Origin of the sequence: Cronobacter muytjensii ATCC 51329 (genome assembly GCF_001277195.1) — a bacterium.
GTDB classification, from domain to species: Bacteria; Pseudomonadota; Gammaproteobacteria; order Enterobacterales; family Enterobacteriaceae; genus Cronobacter; species Cronobacter muytjensii.
The window spans coordinates 3,917,682-3,937,890 of sequence record NZ_CP012268.1; the positions used below are offsets into that span (position 1 = coordinate 3,917,682).

13 protein-coding genes are annotated in these 20,209 nt (G+C 53.7%); all 13 read right to left on the reverse strand.

Going from position 1 to position 20,209, the window contains the following annotated elements; all coding sequences use genetic code 11:
- Nucleotides 1–134 precede the first annotated feature (134 nt).
- Nucleotides 135–677, reverse strand: a complete 543-nt coding sequence (locus AFK63_RS17940; RefSeq protein ID WP_038861128.1) for a hypothetical protein — start codon at nt 675–677, stop codon at nt 135–137.
- Between the two features lie 2 nt (nt 678–679).
- Complete coding sequence (locus AFK63_RS17945; protein WP_071882538.1) at nt 680–5,308, reverse strand: RHS repeat-associated core domain-containing protein; 4,629 nt, start codon at nt 5,306–5,308, stop codon at nt 680–682.
- A gap of 2 nt (nt 5,309–5,310) precedes the next feature.
- Nucleotides 5,311–5,742: a DcrB-related protein gene (locus AFK63_RS17950; RefSeq protein ID WP_038866164.1), complete on the reverse strand. Its 432-nt coding sequence runs from the start codon at nt 5,740–5,742 to the stop codon at nt 5,311–5,313.
- Nucleotides 5,739–7,667: a type VI secretion system Vgr family protein gene (locus tag AFK63_RS17955; RefSeq protein ID WP_053531598.1), complete on the reverse strand. Its 1,929-nt coding sequence runs from the start codon at nt 7,665–7,667 to the stop codon at nt 5,739–5,741. The genes AFK63_RS17950 and AFK63_RS17955 overlap by 4 nt, the downstream gene beginning before the upstream one ends.
- Nucleotides 7,668–8,400: 733 nt before the next feature.
- The gene (locus AFK63_RS17960) at nt 8,401–8,838 is read right to left on the reverse strand and encodes a hypothetical protein (protein WP_236613128.1); all 438 of its coding nucleotides are present in this window, start codon (nt 8,836–8,838) and stop codon (nt 8,401–8,403) included.
- Nucleotides 8,839–9,136: 298 nt separating this feature from the next.
- On the reverse strand, nt 9,137–9,649 hold the full coding sequence (locus AFK63_RS17965; protein ID WP_236613126.1) for a DUF4265 domain-containing protein: 513 nt from the start codon (nt 9,647–9,649) through the stop codon (nt 9,137–9,139).
- 90 nt (nt 9,650–9,739) lie between these two features.
- Complete coding sequence (locus AFK63_RS21690; protein ID WP_236613127.1) at nt 9,740–10,807, reverse strand: hypothetical protein; 1,068 nt, start codon at nt 10,805–10,807, stop codon at nt 9,740–9,742.
- A 1,043-nt stretch (nt 10,808–11,850) separates the two neighbouring features.
- The gene (locus AFK63_RS17980; protein ID WP_038866184.1) at nt 11,851–12,243 is read right to left on the reverse strand and encodes a DUF2750 domain-containing protein; all 393 of its coding nucleotides are present in this window, start codon (nt 12,241–12,243) and stop codon (nt 11,851–11,853) included.
- A gap of 166 nt (nt 12,244–12,409) precedes the next feature.
- Nucleotides 12,410–12,808 (reverse strand): hypothetical protein, encoded by a 399-nt coding sequence (locus tag AFK63_RS17985; RefSeq protein WP_038866186.1) that lies wholly within the window; start codon nt 12,806–12,808, stop codon nt 12,410–12,412.
- On the reverse strand, nt 12,805–16,770 hold the full coding sequence (locus tag AFK63_RS17990) for an RHS repeat-associated core domain-containing protein (RefSeq protein ID WP_053531599.1): 3,966 nt from the start codon (nt 16,768–16,770) through the stop codon (nt 12,805–12,807). The genes AFK63_RS17985 and AFK63_RS17990 overlap by 4 nt, the downstream gene beginning before the upstream one ends.
- A gap of 221 nt (nt 16,771–16,991) precedes the next feature.
- Nucleotides 16,992–17,672 (reverse strand): ankyrin repeat domain-containing protein, encoded by a 681-nt coding sequence (locus AFK63_RS17995; protein ID WP_038866197.1) that lies wholly within the window; start codon nt 17,670–17,672, stop codon nt 16,992–16,994.
- A 97-nt stretch (nt 17,673–17,769) separates the two neighbouring features.
- Nucleotides 17,770–19,065 (reverse strand): PAAR-like domain-containing protein, encoded by a 1,296-nt coding sequence (locus AFK63_RS18000; protein WP_038866199.1) that lies wholly within the window; start codon nt 19,063–19,065, stop codon nt 17,770–17,772.
- Complete coding sequence (locus AFK63_RS18005) at nt 19,058–20,209, reverse strand: DUF2169 family type VI secretion system accessory protein (RefSeq protein ID WP_038866201.1); 1,152 nt, start codon at nt 20,207–20,209, stop codon at nt 19,058–19,060. Before AFK63_RS18005 ends, AFK63_RS18000 begins: the two co-directional genes overlap by 8 nt.

Sequence of the window (20,209 nt, forward strand, 5' to 3'; positions counted from 1 at the left end):
AAATTTTCTTTACAAATGTGGATTTAATATTGCCAACTAAAGAACTCTTCTTGAAAACATAAAACTACAGAGTTAACCGTATAAAAATGCATTGCCTTAGGTAAGGCAATGCATTTAATAAAGCGAAATTGGCATCACTTCAAAACAGCAGGATTGAATACTACAATATCCTTGTTTTTTTTAACACCACAAGGCATACATCCAGTTTTAAATATCTCATAAACTTCTTCAAGGGGCGAGCCCAATATAACTCCACTAATATATCGTTGAGTAGAAATCATACTCAACATATATATTGCCTCGTCACTAACCTCACTAATAAAATCCTCATATCTTTTGTTTTCCGCAAGACCCATTTTTTTCTTTAAAAGATATGCTTTCCGTTTTCTGATATTTTCTTTCAATGCATCCCCTTTTGAAATCATCATTTGATCTTTAATAGCTTCCTGTGATTCTTTATAAAGCGGATTTAAAAACAATTCAGAAGTAATCTCAGCAAAGAAATCACTCCATACTATATACTCTTTAGGCAAGTCTTGATCAAAAAGAAGATGCAAAGCCAACTTCTCATCATTAATATTTTTTAATTTTAATACATCTCCATCGCTTCCAGCAAGAAATTCAGGATTGCGGGAAAACAACATAGGTTCCATGTAAATGGCCACATCAACTTGCATATTCACCTCAATATATTAGTCCACAAATTATAGACGCGCGCCCTACCGAGCTTCTCTGTATCTGGTCCAAAAATGTCTCTGTTATACATGTCTTTAGAGCGTATAGGTGTACCGTTTTCCATCGCTTTTCTAGCTGTATTTTGGATATCATTTACTTGCTGCGTGATTGCTTTTTTCGACTGATTTAAGTCAATTCTATTGAGAGCATCGCTAATGGCGTCGGTATAACCATGATGGTTGCCTTGATGTCTAGACATAGCACTTGTAGCATCGTCTGCTTTACGCAAAAAAATCCCATTGCCGGCGTCATCTATATAATAATTTATCTTTTTTAACGCTGGATGATTAGCCAGCTCTTTTGGAATTATATGATGCGCTTGATAGCCTTTCCAGGAAGTGGAACGAGACAGCCCCATTTTTTGCATCATATTTTTACCAAGGGTTGTAGAGCATCCTGCCAACCCCAACGGATCCACCCACACCAGCGGATCACCTACGTAAGAATAGGTATTAATCCCGCCCGCTAACCCTATCGGGTCCATCTGGGTGTAACGCCCCGCGACCGGGTCGTAGTAGCGGAACAGGTTGTAGTGCAGGCCGCTCTCGCGGTCGAGATACTGGCCCTGGAAGCGCAGGTTCTGCGGCACCTGCCACTGCGGTACGCTGAGCTCGCGCTCCGTTTTGCCCCACGTACTGAACTGCCCGCGCCAGACGGTCTGGCCGTCGGCGTCCGTTACCCGCTCCGGCAGGCCGTTGAGTTCGGTGTGGTACCAGTAAATCTCGCAGTCGTCGAAGACGCTGTCGACGCGCGCCAGCGGCTCGTAGCTGCCCTCGGTGTAGATGTACTGGACGTAGTGGTCCGGCTCGCGGTCGCTCTGTTCACCGGCGAGCTGTAACCCCTGCCAGTCGAAACGAATGGTTTCCGGGTCTTTCTCAGCGTAACGCCACAGAATCTTGTGCGTCCTGCGCCCCAGCGGGTCGTAGCGGTATTCGACCTTTCTGAACTCGGCATGACCGGTGAAGGTGATTTCCTTCACCCGCTGCTCATCGTCATACGTGAAATGCTGCACCACGCCGTTTTTATCCTGACGGCGCGTGAGCCGCCCGAACCCGTCATAATCGAGCTTCAGCCCGTCGAGCCGCAGCAGCAGGTTGTGCCACACCGGGTTGCGGTGCTCTTCCGTGCGGTTGCCTGCCGGGTCCCAGAAGAAGCGCTCTTCTTTCTGCGGTTCGACGGCTTTTGTGACCTGGCCTGCGGCGTCGTAGCCCCACAGGTACTGGCTGTACTTCTCGCCCGGCGTGGCGGGCGTCGCGTCGGTGTGTATCTGCTGGACTATCTGGTCGGTGCGGTCCCACCGGTAGCGGCGTTCAAACACCAGCTCGCGGCGGGCGTCCAGCACCGTGCGCTGCGTGACGCGTCCTGCGGTGTCGTAGCGCGTTTCCTGCGAGAGCGCGCCCTGGCTGCGGGAGATTTCCCGGTGCAGGCGGTCACGACCGTACGCCGCCAGCGTGTGCGTCGCCCCGCCGTGGCGCAGCTGCATCTCCAGCAGGTGCCCGGTGCCGTAGCGCAGGCTGGCCAGCTCGCGACCGTCCGGGAACCGCGTGCTGCTGAGGTTGCCCAGCGCGTCGTACTCGTACTCAAATTTCCCGCCGTGGTTCTCCTCGCTCACCAGCTCGCCCGCCGCGTTGCGGGTGAAGATGAGCACAGCATCCCATTCAGGCTCCCGCTCTTCCAGCAGCGCGCTGCGCCATTCGGCGCGGGTGGCGCGGCGGATTTCCAGCGACAGCGTGTCGTGGCGGTACTCGGTGCGGTGGTCGGCGGTTTCCCGCGCAGTCAGGCGCCCCAGCACGTCATACTCAAACGCGGTGACCAGCGGCGCCTCTCCGCTGCCCGGCAGCGGATGGCGAATCACCTCCGTCACCTGGCCCAGCGCGTCGTGTCGGTACTCCGTCAGGCGGCCCGCGTAGTCGCGCTGGCCCGTCAGCCGGCCCGTGGCGTCATACTCAAAGCGCCAGCTCTCGCGGTTCGGGTTAATCAGCGTCGTCAGGCGGCCGAAGCGGTCGTAGCGCAGGCGCGTGAGGTGGCCCGCCGGGTCGGCGGCGCTCACCACCTGCCCGCGCGCGTTGCGCGTGACTTTGCGCTCGCGCAACCCGTCATCGTCCTGCCCGCACAGCAGCCCGGCGCTGTCATATTCGTAGTGCGTCTCGCGGCCGTCCGCCCGCCGCCAGGTGCGCAGACGCCCCGCCGCGGTGAGCGTCCAGCGGTCGGTGTTGCCTTCGGCATCGGCCGCGCTCAGCGGTCGCCCCGCCGCGTCGTACAGCCGGTGGCTCTGGTTGCCGGAGCAGTCCTCGTCGCGCACCAGCTGTCCGCGCTCGTTCCACCAGAAACGGTGCGTGTTCTCCAGCGCGTCCGTCTGCTTAACGAGGTCGCCCTGCTCGTTCCACTCAAAGCGCGTCACGCCGCCTTTCGGGTCGGTGAGCGAGACCACGTCCCCGCGCGCGTTGTACTCATACTGCCAGGTGCCGCCGTCCGGCAGCACTTCCTTCAGCGGGAACGCGAATACCGGGTGCCAGGTGGTGAACGTGCTGTTGCCGAGCGGGTCGCGCACTTCCGTCAGGTTGCCGTGCTCGTCGTAGCCATATTCCCAGCGGCTGCCGTCCGGCGTGGTGGCCGCCTTCAGCAGTTCGGCGTAGTCCGCCCACTCGTAGCGCCACACGCCGCCGTTGCGGTCGGTAAACTCGGTGATGCGGTAGAGGAAATCCCAGCAGTGGCGCGTTGAGAAGCCCGCGTCGCAGCTCACCGTCGCGCAGCGTTTCGCCTCGTCGGCGTCGATGCGCCAGCGCTCCAGCACGTTATCCTGGTCATCCAGCACCTGATAACTGCACACGCGCCAGTTGGGCGCATCGGCGGCGGGCTGCCACTGATAATGCACGCTGAGGTTGGTGGAGTAGCTGTGCCAGCCCATCATGTCGCTGGCGCGGTCCCAGCCGAAGCGGCGCGTGACGATGCCGTCGGCGTCGGTCACGTCGGTTAGCTGGCCGTGTTCGTTATAGCCGTAAGTCACCAGCAGGCGGCGCTCGCCGGCGCAAACCTGATGCACGCTGGCGAGACGGCCATGCGCGTTCTCATAAGCAAGCTCGACATCCAGCGCCTCGTTGTCGCTGGAAATACGCACCAGCCTGCCGTGCTCGTCCCAGCTGTAGTACTGGCAGTTCTCGTGGCGATCGTAGATGCGAAACAGACGCCATTCGCCAGGGCTCGTCGGGTCTGGCTCGTAGACATGGTATTCACCGCTCGCCATCTGGAGCATCAGCGTACCGGTCACGGTGTAATAGAGCGTGATACCGTCTTCGAGATAATCCACCACGTCGCCGGGGTTCAGCTCGCCAAAGCCCAGATCGCGGCCCGACATGTCGCGCCAGATAAACGTATTGTCCTCAAGGCGGAAGAAGCGGGTTTCAAACGGCAGCAGCCAGCCGGTGCCGAGCATACCGGTCGCGAGATTACGGCTGTTGTAGATGCGCTGCCAGATGAGCGGAATACGGTCTTCCAGCGTGAAATCGCGGTCTTCGCCGCCCGCGAGGATTTTCGCGCCGCTGGCGATATCGACAGGGTGCTGCGTATGGCGCGCTTCACTGCCGACTTTCCCGGCCTGGATCAGCCCGAGCGTGGTTAATCCCATTGCGAGATCGGCGGCAAGCTGACAGCAAAACGCTTTGAGTATCTGGCGGCTGAAGAGGGTCTTCAGTAAGCCTGCGCTGAGGTTGCGCACGATCCCAGGCCCGAGACTGCCGATAGCGTTACCGATAAGCCGCGCCCAGAAATTTTTGCCGCTGCGGATATCGCGCACCACAATGCTCTCGCCGCCGATGCGCACGCGCGTGTTTTCTTTAACTTTTATCTTTGCTTCGCAGGTGCTGCGATCGCCGTCACGGCACGCGGGCTGACCGTTGATCAGCACTTTTTTCGAACCTTCCGCCAGGAAGTTACCGCCAGTGACCGTATGGCCTTTGGTGCATTCGACGGTATCCAGCGGCGCTTCTTTAGCAAAAGGGCTGGCCCCCGCCACGACCGGCTGGGTTAAGTTATCCCAGACGCTGCCCGCGAAATTTTTCACGCCCTGCCAGCCGCTGCTGGCAATCCCGTTGGCTCCCGCCGCCAGATTATCAAGCGGGTGCAGCGTAAACTGCGCCACTTCGAGAATGGTCACCGCCGTGTTTATCGCGAACGCCTTCGCCTTATCGGCAAAGCTCTCTGCCGGGATAGGCGTATTGAGATAATCATGATCGACCGTACCCGCCGCACGGGCGGCAGGGAGATCCATGATATGAACATTGTGCGAGCCGCTGGTGATAATGGCATCCGGCGGCCCACGCCAGCCGAAGAAATCCAGCACGGCATCGACCCCCTGGCCGACCAGATCGCCTGCGTCTTCCGCGACGCCGCTGGTAAAAACCGCGGCAATCAGTACAACGCCCGCGACCGTGCCAAGCCCGGTCGTCATCATCGCCATACCCGCCGTAAACGCGGCAAGACAGATGGCCCCTTCGACCACACCGCTGACAACGTCGGCGAGCAGAGAGCTGTGGATGAGCGGGTCCTGATAACGGGCAGCTAACGGTTCGGACACGCTTATGCTCCCTCTCCAGGCGTAAACTCCAGACCCGCTTTAATGGATTCCCATAACGCCAGCGCGTCTTCATCAAACGGCGCGGTGCGGCTCATCGCCATCACCAGCAGATGGTCGTCCAGCATCGTGGTCGCCAGCTGTTCATGAACCGTCACGCCGTGGTTTTCAAAGCGCATGGCGACTTCCTGTGCGGGCCGGCCACCGACCTGGGTGTCCTGCACCTCGCCGCCGGTAAACTTCTTCATGTCGCGTTTGATTTTGGCGACCTGGCTTTTCAGGTACGCCTCTTCGTCGCCAGGCTTCACGTCCCACGCGCGGGTCAGCACCAGCGACGCGCCCGCTTTCGGCAGTGACAATATTGTCATGCTGCGATCCTGTACGGCTTCCGGCAGCGTCAGCGTCCCTTCTGATAGCGTATATTTCACGTCGCTCATGCCTGCCCTTCTCCGTCGGGGTTAAATGTTTTTGCCACTTCGTTCTGAATGTCTGCGGGCGTCGGCGCGACGTTTGGCGCTTTGTCCGGATCCTTGAGGTTGAGATCAAGCGTGCCGCCGGTATTGATTTGTCCTGTGCCGCTGGCGTTGATCGCGAATTTCGAGCAGTAAAGATTGACCTCGCCGTTCGCACCCAGCTCCAGTACCGTATCGCCCGTGACCAGACGGATGCCGGTCGCGGAAGAAACGGTCACCGTGCCCTGGCCTTTGATGTCGTACTGCCCACCCACCAGTTCGTTGCGCGTCATCTGGATGGCGTGTTCGTGTTTGCCTTCCACCTTGCCGGTGTAATCCTGCTTAATGGCAAGTATTTGCGAGCCACCGACACTGTGGGTCTCATCTTTTTTCACTTTCGTATCAAGATTGCGCTCGGCCTGGATCCACACCTGCTCCTCACCCGCTTTATCCTCAAAGCGCAGGGCGTTGGCGTTGTCCGGCGAGCCGTCCTTCGAGCGGCTTAAAAAGCCCATCTGCGTTGCCGCCGCCGGCAATGCCCACGGCGGCATGCTCGCTTCGTTGTACACGCGACCGGTTATCAGCGGGCGGTCCGGGTCGCCGTTGATGAAGTCCACCACCACCTCGTCGCCCACGCGCGGTATCTGCACCCCGCCGAAGCCCTGGCCCGCCCACGCGCTCGACACGCGCACCCAGCTTGAGCTGGTGTCGTCGCCCTTCGACAGACGGTCCCAGTGGAACTTCACCTTCACCCGGCCGTATTTGTCCGTCCAGATGCTCTCGCCCTGCGGGCCCACCACTTTAGCCGTCTGCGGGCCGTACGTGCGCGGCCACGGCGTCTTCTGCGCCGGGCGGTACGGCACGTCCGCCGGTATCACCTCAAAGCGCGTCTCGTGGATGGTGTTGCTGTCCGCCCCGCTCGCGTAGCGGTTCTCCTCGAAGTGGTAGTGCGCAACCGTGGTCAGGTACTCCCCGTTGTCGCCGAAGAACGGCGCGTTGCGCAGCACAAAGGTGTGCCCCGGCGCGATACCCAGCGCCGTCGCCGTGCCCTGCGTCTGGCGGTGCTCCACCTGCCACCGCTCCTGGCGGATGCGGGCGTAAAACTCCCCGTGGCCGTGCTCCACAAAGCGCCCCGGCCAGTCGTAGACGTCGATGCTCCCCGGCTGCGGCGATTTCGGGTTCTGCCGCGCCTGGAACAGCCACGCGTTCGGCTTGCGGAAGTCGTAGTCGTCCAGGCTGTAGATGCCCGGCGTCACGCTGTCCTCCAGCGCCCACTGGCTGATACCCTCTTCGTCCGTGGTGCCGCCCGACGGCGTCACGTGGTACGGAATGGTCTCGTAACCCGGGAACGGTTCGTACTGGCCGGGGGCGTCGGTGAGAATCAGCGTGTGGCGGTCCTGCTCGTGGCGGAAGTGGTAGGTGATGCCCTCCAGTTCCAGCAGGCGGCTCATAAAGTCCAGGCTGCTCTCCTGGTACTGCACGCAGTACTCCCACACCCGGTAGCTCCCCGACAGCCGCTCCTCGACGTTCACCCGGCTCTCGCCCAGCAGCGTTTTGACTATCTGCGGCACCGTCTGGCCCTGGAAGATACGCAGGTTGCGGTCGCGCTGCATCGGCCACAGGTCCGGCTCCACCGTCAGCTCATACGCCGCGTACCGCGTGCCCGACATCTCCACCGCGCTCACCGCCACGCGGGTCACCTTGCCGTTGAGGTAGCGCGGCGTCATCAGCGCCTGCGTCGGGATGGTCACCGTCACCGGCTGGCCCAGCAGCGCGCTGCGCTCGGCGCGTGCATCCGTGCCGAGCAGCGTCAGGGTGAATAAAAACGGCTCCGACAGCGACTCGCGCCCGGAGAGTTTCCAGAAAAGCAGCCCCTCGACCGGGAGCTGAACGGTGATTCGGTTGAGCATAACTTCCATCCCTATGTGTCTGTGCGGTGCAAACCAGAGCCGGAGTCCAGCAGGCTATGCTCTACATCAATCACAGCACAGCAGCAAATGACGCACTATTTTCAGGGCTCTGACAGCGCAGGAGACACTCTGCCAGAAACACTTTGCAGTTTTAGTTAATTCACGTCGCAGGTTGCATGAAATTTCATAATACGGCTACGGCTACCGCCGACGCAGGTACGCTCGTGTCGTACACGTCGCCTGCGGCCAGTCGTATCAGGAAATGTCAGATAACGAAGCGGCTATTAGGGGTTATAGAAACCGACGCGCGCTCGCTGTGTAAATATACCAATAAGTCGCCCGGCAAAAAACCGCCATTGTTTTTCATATGCAGACTATTCCTATTCCAATATTTGGTCGAGTTGAAAGCTGGGATAAAATCGGAATAAAGGCGGGAGGTTTTTATAGAACGTGTCATTAATAACGCGCTGAAATATTCATAAAGGAAAGAGGTTTAGCTTTGCAATACCGCACAGCGAAAGGGTTCTTTATAAGAAAGAATAATATTTCACTTAAGGGAACCCCTAATTATGGTGGGTCGGGAAAATACCGGCTTATTTTACCGCTCATTGTATGGCGAGGCGCGTTTTGGAGCGGTGAGACGGATACGTCTGCGGCGTGTGGCGATGGGTGTTGAGGGGTTTTATGCGCACGCATTACGCCGAATCGATACCGCTGGCACGCGCGCCCGCCGTTACGCCCCCCGGCTAATAATGACATCGCTCAGGCAATAAGGCACTTTGACGGTGAAGCTGAACGTCACGGCCTCGCCAGACGCACCGGCAGGCGTGGTGTAGCTGGTCACTTCGTTTTCCGAGTGGCCGCGTGGGGTGTCTGTAATTGTGAGCGTCGGGTAGTGCTTTTTGATTTCACTAAGCGTCAGGCACGGGCCCTGCCAGTGCGATATCCATAGCAGCGTTTTCTCCTGCGGATCTCTACTGAGCCTTAATTCAATATCCGTAGCCCTTCCCGCCGCCGCAAACGCGACATCGTCAGCGCCGTAAAAATTGATGTACTCGTTCTGCGAGATGAGATGAAATTTTAAAGGCGCGCGGTTAAGCGTCGCGACATTGATATCCGCTAAGGATGAGCGCATCACGGTAATAAAATCCCACAGCGAAGCCGGGCGCATATCAGCCACGGCACTGGCAGAGTTCAACGCCACCAGGAAGGCGACGGCAACGGTAGTTTTATTTATTCCCATGTTTACTCTGTATGTATTAAGGTGGCTCATCGCTGAAGAGCCTGAAAGCGCGTCGTCATCCGGCACTCAAACCATGCCGTAAATCTGCATATAGCGCTGAAAACGTTTCCTGAATCAATTTGCTTAAAATGGTTATCTGAGAAGCATACCACTGTTGTATCTTTACGCTCGGACGTGAGTGATACAAATGGCTTTAAAATCTCTGGCATACCCGTCGCCTTGTCCGTCAGGGCGTTGTACAGGCGATGTTAAACACACTCTCGCATTCGCTCACTCTTATTGGATCTATATCGCCATGCTGAAGGCAGGCGTCCTCGTAATCAAGAATTCCGTCGTCATATTTACTTTTCAAAAATGCATCAATACGTAAAAAAGGAATATCACTGGGTATATCGAGGCTAAATAATGCGGCGGATGCTGAAGTGCCAATATGTCCGCCCAGGCTCTGTAACGCAGAAATCACGATCTCTTTCTGCTGCGCCTCATTAATATAAATACGCAGTGTAGAATGCCCTTTTCGCTTTGCTATTCCACTAACCACATACTCATCATTGCTTTTTTGAAAAGTAATCACATCGCCTTTACTGACGCCATAGATATAGAGGGGTATGTTATCAAGTTCATACTCGCCATTACTATTTCTTTGCAACCAAACCGATTCATAAGATACCGGCGGATAGCCGTCCTCATCCTGAATAAGACGAAACGTGACTTTTATGAATTCACTTTTGCTTGTCAAATACGCCTCCATAGACACGTTTCCAGGTGTTCCAAACATCAACATCGTGGAGACAAATCGAACGTCGTTAATGATTTTATAACCTGAAAATTAGATCCTGTACATCTTCTTCGCTTCGTCATCAAAAAAGCAGGTTATATCTTTAATTCTATCAAAAGAAATACTTTTCTCATCCATTATCCATTTAATGAATGTAGCTCGTTTGAAGAGTTGATTGATAAGTAGCTGTTTTTGCTCTGCCTGCGAGAATGAATTTAACAGGTTATATATTTCCTTAAAATCCATACGTAGAATATAAACCACGAAGTTTTGCAAAAGGAAGTTCAGGCACGTCTCCTCGTGAGTATTTTTTCCTTGTAGAAAGGTGGTAATAGTACGCACTATACGTTCTCTGTCGTCAGAGTAAACCTTTGTAAAAAAAAGCGCGTCATTGATTAATTTCATGTCAACCCGCAGTGCTGGGGCGGGTATTTTCAAGTTAGAGCTCCCCATTTCAATTATATCTACCAGAGAAAGATGGAGTATCTTAGCCGCTTCAATCTCCTTGGCTTCAATTACTATCTGCGAAGATAGTTGGTCATAGTGCTCTATAAAATAATCGTAATACGCTGATGCATAATCTCTTAACAATATGCCTGAGGGGATATGAACGATCTTACCTGAATTGTCTAACGTGAACGCATTTAAAGTTTCTTCATTCACAGGGTGTGTGAACATGAAAAGTCGGAATAAAAAGTTATTATTATTTATCTCTGGAGCCGAATTTCTTTCATCTCTTCTGCTATTTGATAACTGAAAAAAACAATATAACTTCATAAATGCATTTATAGAATTGTGTTTTGTTAATTTCGGCACCGTTGTAATCGAGTTAATCGCAAAAATGATATGATGGAAAACTTGTTCATCATAGACGCTCAAAAGAGGGAATTTATTTTTTAAAAGTATTATCGAGTCAGGGTTAGATTTATAATGGGGATCTTCAGGTTGAAGATTCAAATCCCACTCGCAAAAAGTTTCATCTTCACTTTTACTAAAAAAGAGTTGGACTGTTCCATCATTGCAATAAAAATAATCAAATTTAGTGGAAAGGTTATTCCCCCCCTGTAGCAAACCATCAACTATCGGTAAATAAAAAGCGAAATCCATTTCGTTCTTCATAAACTATCCTTCATGAGAGCTAAATTTAAATATGAACTGGATATAGAGTTATATGATCCATTTTATAATAATATTTTCATTAACAGCCGTAATAATTTTACTAGTCGCTATATGCATATATGTTATGCCTGTGTTTCTTCGCACTATTTATAAAATCAATAAAGTTAATGATTTGTTCATGAGCTAAATCATCATCGACATTAACATCTTTTAATTCTATCAACAATGTATCCAGTTGATTAAAAAGAATAATACAATCATGATAATAATCTTTGAATCTGGAAAGTATTTTATATGATTCGTTAGCCTTGAGTGAGGAAAATATTTCTTTATGAATCTTTTCATCCATGCAATAACAAGGCGTGTCTTTACTAATCAAACTCTGGTGCTCGCTTGCAAAGAAATCCAGAGACATATAGAACCTCTATTTTCATACTGACTATACGAAGAAAGTCATCCCGCTTATTCAAACGAGGAAGAAGCCGAAATAAATATCAACGTTCAAACAATAACTTTAAAAATTGCTGGAGTTATGTTGACACCCAATTTATACAATGCTCTAAAGAACTTACAGGGCAACTTAGAAAAGTGATGCTACCTATAAATGCAAGACGATATCGAAAGGTCTTGTTCCTGCCGTAAAACAGAGAGTAACTGCTTTCACACTGTTTCATTAAATCACAGAATCTTTTTGGTTGAATATAGTAACCATTACTGGTTTCAAGCATCTCATGCATATCAGTTATCTTTAGCATGCATGTATTTAAAATAGTATTTGTTGATATGTTCGCGGATTGAACCGTATCAGTTTTTATTGTAATAATCAGTTTCTCATCATTATAAGTTGCTAGATTAACAATTAAATTTTGCTGTTGGAAAGACCAAGAGTTTAAAGTAGATTCGGAGCAAAGCGATAGAAGAGAAATAATAGCATTCGAATAATTTCGTGAAATCATCCTGACATCCTGTTAATTAACAGATTATTAAGCCTACGCATTTTTACTGCTCTCGCATCCAGATTATTGGACTACTTCCCTTTCTAATTATTTATATTTCTCGCACTCTTTCAATAAATCGGTTAATACATTCATGGCTGATAGCACAGGGACGCAGGTTTCATTGGGTGCCATAAAAACCGCTATATCAATCTCATCATCAATTAATTGGGGAAGCAGCTCATCAAGAAGTTCGTTCAGGTGAACCTTCTTTACTGAAAGGTTTTTCCATTCATTTATTGCACATTCCTGAGCGTACTCTTTCGCTGGCCAAAGAGGCAGTGATGTTTGTGCTTTGTTATCTTCTGTGGTTGCATAACCTGATTCATCGCCTAAAGACCATGCACACTCCCAGTCAACCACTTTTTTTACGAAATATACATATCGTTCCTTGGCATTTTTATTTAATAAAGCTTTAATTTCTTGTTCTAAAAGTTTCATGTTTCGGGCAATCCACGCCAGTTGAATTTAGCTGTTAAAAATCATTATTAATGCATATGTTTATTTTAAAAATAATGAAAGTAAAAATAATTAACAATACATTGCACCTCTTTTAAATAAACACGTAATAACCTCTACCGAAAAAGCACAAGTTTAACAAGACTATTTATATTTTTGTAACAGAAGAAATCATCATGGTGATTTCACTTTCTACCCCTGAAAAAAAATCATCAAAAACATTATTTATATTGCCCGATTCATCTATCAAAATTCTATCCCACTTTTTATGATAAGCGCCATCACCATAGGTTAAATCAGCAGATATACAAATGGAGTGTGAATTGTCTTTAATACACATTATTTCGTATACAATTTCATCCGGTTTATCATCCACAACCAAGTCAGATTTCAATAATAAGCTAAGATACAAAGTGCGATTATCTGATTTTGATCTACACCCTATATCTATTAAACACACTTCATCATAAGAGCTAAAAACGAAGTCATAAAAAGACAACTTTTGAAGAATTACATTAATTACGGATTGATAGAGTTCTTTTCTCATAAAATACATTTCCTGACTTTATTAGTGTTTTCATGAATGGGTCCACTACCGCCATCGACTATTCCGGGGCGGCTGTTCGCCCAATCATTTAGTTTATTCAAATCAGCATCACCTTTAGGCCTAACGGATGCATGATCGATATCATCTTGTATCACATCGAAACCGGCTTCATTTAATTTAGCCACATCAAGAGGTATCGATTTACCAGAGGGTTTTTCTATTGTTGTGCTCAACCCAGGTTTTTTTAACGGGTTCGTATCTTTTCCTGGTCTGGGAGTCATGTTAGCTGGCGTATTACTACCTTGCCTGTAAACCACGCCTTCTGTCAAAGGTACATGTCTAAAGGCCAACCCCAGCGGATCCACCCACACCAGCGGGTTCGGCGCATACTGGTAAAGATTTATCCCGCCCGCGAGCCCTATCGGGTCCTGGCTGATAAAGCGCCCCGCGTCAGGATCATAGTAGCGGAAACGGTTATAGTGCAAACCCGTCTCGGCATCGAAATACTGCCCCTGGTAGCGTAACGGCTGATATACCGGCTCGCCGGTCCGGGTTGCGATATGCTCAACGCGTAGCGTATTGCCCCACGCGCGGTATTCGGCCCGCCAGGCGATTTCACCGCCCGCGCCCGTCAGCTCGCGCGGCATGCCGGATACATCGTTGTGATACCAGTACACCTCTGCGTCGTGTTCGGTGTCGCCCCTGCGAAGGCTGATTTTCGCCAGCGGCGCGAAGCTGTCGTCTTCGTAAATCCAGAGATGGCTGTGCCCGCCGCGCGTTTCACTCAGCAGGCGGTTGCCGTCCCACACAAAGGTCGTCACGCCGAAGGCGTCCTGCTTCCAGCTGCGTCTGCCGAAGGCATCATAGCCATACGTGGTGCGCTGCTCTGCGCCGTTACGCACCGTGACGGCTTCCGCCAGCTGATGCTCCGCGTTCCAGCGGAACTGCTGCTGCGTGTGCCGCGCCGTCAGTTTGGTAGTGACGTTGCCGAAGTTGTCATACTCCCAGCGTTTGTCCTCATAAACTCGCAGGCGGTTGTCGTGCAGCGGCGCCGCAGCGGTGTCGCTCAGGAGGTTATGGGCCGGGTCGAAGGCGAAATGCTCATCGCGGGCGCGGGTCAGGCGGCCCAGCGCATCGTAGTCGTAGCGATGCTCGCCGGTGTATTTATCCACCATCTGCAACAGCTGGCCGTCGCGCCGCCAGGCGTAATCACGCGCCACCGCGATTTTCCCGTTGCGCCCGGCGCGCTGGCTGACCAGCCGCCCCATCTCATCATGCACATACTCGCTGCTGAGGGTGCCCTGCGTGCGGCGAACTTCCCGGTGCAGCACGTCGCGCTCGCTTTCGCTGATAACCCGGCTGCCGAGGTTCACCTGAATACGGTGGCCGCTGCCGTAGTAGAAGTTTTTCAGCTCGCGGCCATCCGGCAGGGTGGTGACGGTGCGGTTGCCGAGCTCATCGTACTGATGACGTAGCTCATGGCTGACGCCGCGAATGAGGTTGCGCTCAAGCGTCAGCTGCCCGGCGGCATCCCACTCCAGCTCCACGCGCCCGCCGTGGTTGATGCCGGCAATCAGCCGCCCAAGTGAATCATACCAGTAACGCGTGCGCTGCCACTGCGCCTCGCCGCCGCGCGCCACCAGTTTTTCCACCAGCCGTCCGGCGTCGTCACGCTGGTAATGCGTGCGGATGACGCTGCCGTCTCCGTTGCCTTCTTCCTCCCGCGCCGTCGGGAAGCCGCCTGCATCGTAACGGTAGCGCGTGGTGCAGCCATCAAACCCGGTTTCGCGGATCAGATAATCGCGCGCGTCATATTCCATCTCGTAGCGCGCGCCGTTTTCGTTAACCAGCGTGGTCAGGCGGCGCGCCAGATCGTATTCATATTTCACCTGGTGGCCCAGCGCATCGGTACGCGCCAGCGGCAGGCCATCCGGCGCCAGTTGCCATTGCGTCATCTGCCCCTGCGCGTCCCGCCAGGCGGTAAGACGCTGCCAGCGGTCAAACTCAAACGTCTCCGTCGCGCCATCCGGGTGAACAATGCTGCGCGGCAGACCATCCTGCCGGTTGTTTATCAGCGTGCGGTTGCCCGCCGCGTCCGTCTGTTCTTTCAGCCAGCCATATTTGTCATAGCCGAAGGTGGTGGTACGCCCGGAGCAATCGGTGTGGCTGATAAGAAAATCGGCGCTGTTCCAGACGAGGCGCTGAATGCCTGATGCGGCATCGCGCACGCGCACCAGGTTCCCGCGATCGTCATGGTTATATTCGGTAATGCGGCCAAGCTCATCCATCTCGCGGATCAGGTTGCCCGCCACGTCATAGGCGAACTCCCGCGTGCCGCCCTGCATATCGGTGACGCGCACCGGCAGGTTCCAGCGTTCGTGGTAGTCGATGCGCGTCATCTGCCCGTCCGGCCCGGTAACGGCGGTGCAGTTGCCGCGCTCATCGTAGCGGTAACGCGTGGTTCTGCCTGCCGGATCGGTGAAGTGGGTCATCTGCCCGCGCACGTTGCGACGAAACCGGGTGTAGCCGCCAGCCGCGTCTTTGTAGCCCAGCAGCTCATGGTTATCGTCAAAATCGTAACGCGTGACGCGCCCCAGCGCGTCGGTCACCGTCGTGCTGTCGGCGCCATATTCAAACCGCCATTCACCGCCCAGGCTGTCGCGATGCGCCAGCACTTTGCCGGAAGGGTCATGTTTGTCGTAGTGGTAGAAGCACTCCATCTCACCGGCGAGACGATGCGCCACCATCATGTGGTTACGGTAGCGGAACTCACGCAGCACCTCACCCTGGCCATTCCTGACGGCGATTAAATCGCCCTGCGGCGAGTAGTCATAGCGGCAGAGGTTTTCAGCATGGAGCGGGTCGGAAGGGTGACAGACGCTGACGCCGGTGATGCGGTCTGCCGTGTCGTCACCGGCAAGCGCGAGCCGGGTGAAATGAATAATGAACCGCCGCCCGGCGCTGTCGATAACCTGCTCGGGCTGATGATGCGCGTTGTAATGCAGGGTTAACCGGTTATCGTGGCGGTCGCTTATCGCTGAGAGCAGCCAGCGGCCCGGCTGCGCCTGATGCGTAAAATGCCAGCGTCTCGCTTCATCGGCGGTCGCGATGCAGAACTCGCCGGGCAGCGGTTGCGAAAGCGAAAGCTGTTCGTAGCGGTGCAGTTTCGGCGGGTGTCCCGGCTCCGGCCACGGGAACTCGATTTCGCGCCCCTGCTCGTCGATAAACAACAGCACGTCATCCTGCGCGCGAACCTCCAGCGAGAGGGGTAAAAACCATCCCTGCCCGAGCCAGCCATTACCGGTTTCATCAGAGAAGTAATAGCGCTGCCAGTTGAGCGGGACCGACGCCGGGAAGGCGAAGTCGTTATCTTCATCCCCGAAAAGAATTTTAATACCGAGAATAGCGTTGACCGGGCTCCCGACGAGCGGCGTCACGCCTGCGGTATTCGGTATTTTGCACGGCTCGGTCTCTTTTTTGGCTTTGCCTTTATCGCTGCCGCCCTTCTCACTGCCCGCTTTTTTCGCTTTTACGGCATCTTCCGCGCCTTCTTTAGCGGCTTTTCGTTCGGCTTTGACGGCAGATTTTTCGACAAACTGCGCGGTTTCTTTGACCAGCCCTTTTGTCGCGCTCGCCGCTTCTAAAGCTTTACCGGCTTTGGCCGCCATCTTACCGGCTTTGAACGCCGCACCGCCGCCGGGCACAAAGTTCGCCGCCGCTGAGGCCGCGGATAGCGCCGCGTTGCCATAGTCGCCTTCAGCGGCATAAATCGCCGCGTTCGCGCCATCGGCCACGACGCCCAGCACCGGCACCGCGCCTATGATATCCAGCCCGGTATGAACAATATCGCCCCACTCGCCCCACCAGCTTTTCTTTTTCGGGGGGTTGGCGCTGCCCGCTTTTACGCTGCCTTTCGGCGCGGGCGCATATTGCAGTTTTCCGATAGTATTTCCTGTCGCCATGTAAATTCCCTGCGATGGATTGCGTGTTCTTAACAGAATGTTGAAATTTTTATCGCTCTGAAAAAATATAACGAATACTTTGTTTTCAGATATTGCCGCAATACCTTTATTTTGCGCCATAGAAAAAGACGCATTTACTATTAAAGGCAATAAAGCGTAGATATAAGTCAGGAATGAAATTATCGCCCCGAACAGGAGCGATAATGATTGTGAGATTTCATTCAGTCATCAGCAGGGGGCCAGTGTAACCCTTTGCGAATGGCAAGCTGACGAATCTCTTCTAATTTATCGATGGTTCTTTTATTACTGTCTTTTTCGCGCTCAATAACATCTGAAAGCATCTTTCCAAAATTTAAGCCATTTTGGTTTTCAATATTGGGGTTAGCGCCATAATTCAGCAAATACTCAACCTGATCCAGTTCCATGCCAGCCAGTGCAGACATTAATACCGTTTTACCGGCACTGTCGGTTTTATTAACATCAGCACCCGCCGATAATAAATACTTCAGGACGGCAAACGAATTGTCTGAGGCGGCGTTAAAAATTAATGGCTGGTAGTTGGTCATGGCGTTAGGGCTAAGGCCACCGTCAATCAGCGCTTTGATATAGGCAGGGTTGTTTGAGCTCGCCATCACCGCCGCCGGGCTGCCGAAATCCGGGATATCCTGTAGCGGATCCGCGCCCGCCTTCACAAGCGTCGTCACAATCTCCAGCGATTTCGCATCGCCGTTAGTCGCCTCTAACAGCGCATACATCAGTAGGGTCATTTCCTGACTGCCGGGTTTATTTAAATCCGTGCTCTTTGATAAGGCGTTTACCTCAGACAGATTATGCTCAGCAATCGCCTGAGCGAGCTGTAATTGCGTGCCGCTAAAATAAACTTCCGGCGCTGCTTGTTTCATATTCGTGCTTCCGTGACCAGGTATTACAACAGAGAAGAGTGCCAGCCCTGCGAGGAGACTGCAAATTAGCCTTCGAAATGTTTTCATTTTGAGCTCCTTATAAAGCCATCAGTATAGCCTCATCCTCTGCTTTTTCTGCTTCGATACAGGGGATGACCTCGCTCATAAAGTGGCGATTCACAGGGTTGCCTTTGCCGCCCGACATATCATGTTTTTTACCCACCGCCGCCGGGAGTGCGGCGATAACCAGCCCGAGCCCGGCACCAATGAGCCCGCCAAACAGGCCGCCAAATTTTGCGCCCAGCGCGCCAAGCCCGCCCACGAGGCCCAGGGTGCCCAGCACGCCGGGCTCCTGGAGGCCGGTTAACACTTCGCCTTTAACCCGGTAGGCGTTGATATTCTCAGACGTCACATTCTTCTCAAGAATTTTACCGCCGTACTTCTCCACCGTTCCGCCGTTAAGGCCCGCCGCGTTGAAGGTCCAGCCCGGCTTGTTGCTGGCGCGCGAACAGGCGGAGGCGAGCCCGCCGCCCAGCGAGTGCCCGACACAGTCGACAGGCGTCTTCGCCCTTTTTAACGAGGTGCCAATCTCAACCGCCTTTTTATAGTACGGGTTGCTGACCCCAAACGCCTGTTTAGCATTGACGCCCCAGTCCGGCCCCGACTGCGTGCCGCGGAAAACCACCGAGGGCGACATATCTTTGCCGAACACGGCTTCGTCTGGCTCATACATCCGCGCGCGAAACTGCGGTGCGCCGTTCTCGCGTAAGTCATTAGGCGAAAGGTTGTATTTTGCGAGCGCCTGCGGGTCGTTAGAGATATCTTTCCAGCCCGTCGGGATTTCCGGCGTCGGTTTCGACGGGTCGCGCGGTTCGTAAACGTAATCAGCGAGGCGCGCCTTTTCCACCGCGACGTTATTCTGCTCAAGCCGCTGCGCCGCGGCCTGCGCTTTAGGGTCGCTGCTTTGCTTGCCCTTCGCGATAAGCGCCTTGCGCCGCTCCCAGGTCTCTTTCTTGGTGTAGTTCCCGCCGCGCCCGCCGTTGGCTTTACCGTTCATGGCGAACGTATCCTGTACGCGGTTAAGCGGGTGCCCGCCGACGTTGGTATCCGGGCTGTGTTCAATAGACCAGCAGTCGCCTTCCACCGTACCGCTCACCACCCCTTTATTACGTCCGGCCGCATCGCCAATCGTGGTTGGTACAAAGCTCTGGTTATACACAAACGCGGGCTTACTGCCAAAATTCACCGAATCGACGGTGCTTTTAGCAGGGTCAAGCGTTGCCGTGACCGGGTACGGCACCGGCGGCTGGATGCCCGGCGTGAAACACAAATCGGGCGCCAGGCCAACCAGCTTATATTTTCCGTTTTTACGGGCGGCAAAGTTCTCAGCCATGGGCGCCTTTCTCCTTCAGGTTTAATAATGAAGGGGGCAATGGGACAAAATCCGCTGATTCACGATCGTTATTCAGCTGACGCGCGCGCGCTATTTGCGCCGCTCTTTCGCCACGGGCAATAAAGCGTAGCTCGGTCATCACCGGCTCCATCAGCTCCGACATGACGGTGCGGTAGCTGCAATGCACTTTACGCGAAGGCACATCCACCACCAGCGTATCGAGCGCCATATCCTGCGCGACCCCGGCGCCTTTCTGCGTCATGATAAAAACGAACAGGCTTTCAACCGGCACCTGAAAACGAATCTCCTGATCGGCTTTGTCACGCGCGGAGATAAGGTATTTTAGCGTCACCGGTACCGCGCTTAACGGTGCGGGCAAAGGAAACTGCAACAGCGGATGCGCGCCGCACCAGTAATCAAAGCGGAAATCCTTCGGTAAAAAAGGGTGCCGGTGCTGTTTCCACTCTTCATCATAGGTGCCCGCATGTTCAATGCGTCCCTGCCAGCCGCGACCATAAAAGCCAAACCCGGCGGCAAGCCCGGCTTCATCGATTTTCTTCACCGGCTGCGTGACCCACTCAATCTGCGGAGCGGGTAACCTGTCTTTTTTGAGATGTTTTCTGACCTCGCGCGGGTACCACCCCATGCCGGTCGTATTTTCCTGGGCAGCGATAACATGACCGTCAGGCAGCGTGTATAAGCCACCAGCCGCGTATTCATAGCGTAACGCCAGTGTCTGAATGGGCTCAGGATCCGTCAGCCTCCAGCCCGCCACGACCTTCCACCACTCCCGCGGCCCGTGGATGCGCAGCAGGCGCGTCGTGTCGCCAATTTGCGCGCCGACGGTAAAGCTCCGCGCTGGCTTATCCTGCGGTGCCCAGGCATTCGCATTAATCACGACATCCATCCAGGGCTTATAGGGCGCCAGATCGCTTTCAAACCTTACGCTGCTGTAGCCCGGCTCGCCGTAATGCATATCCTGCTCAATCAGTTCGCCCTGATCGTCACAGAGCGTCAGCGCGCCTGTGGCGATATCAAGATCGTAACTGACTCTGGCGACCACCGTACTGAAGCCGTGGTCGTTCTGGTCGAACGAATCGAACAGCATGGCCGGAAAGGCGCTGAGATTAGTAAAGTTTTCCAT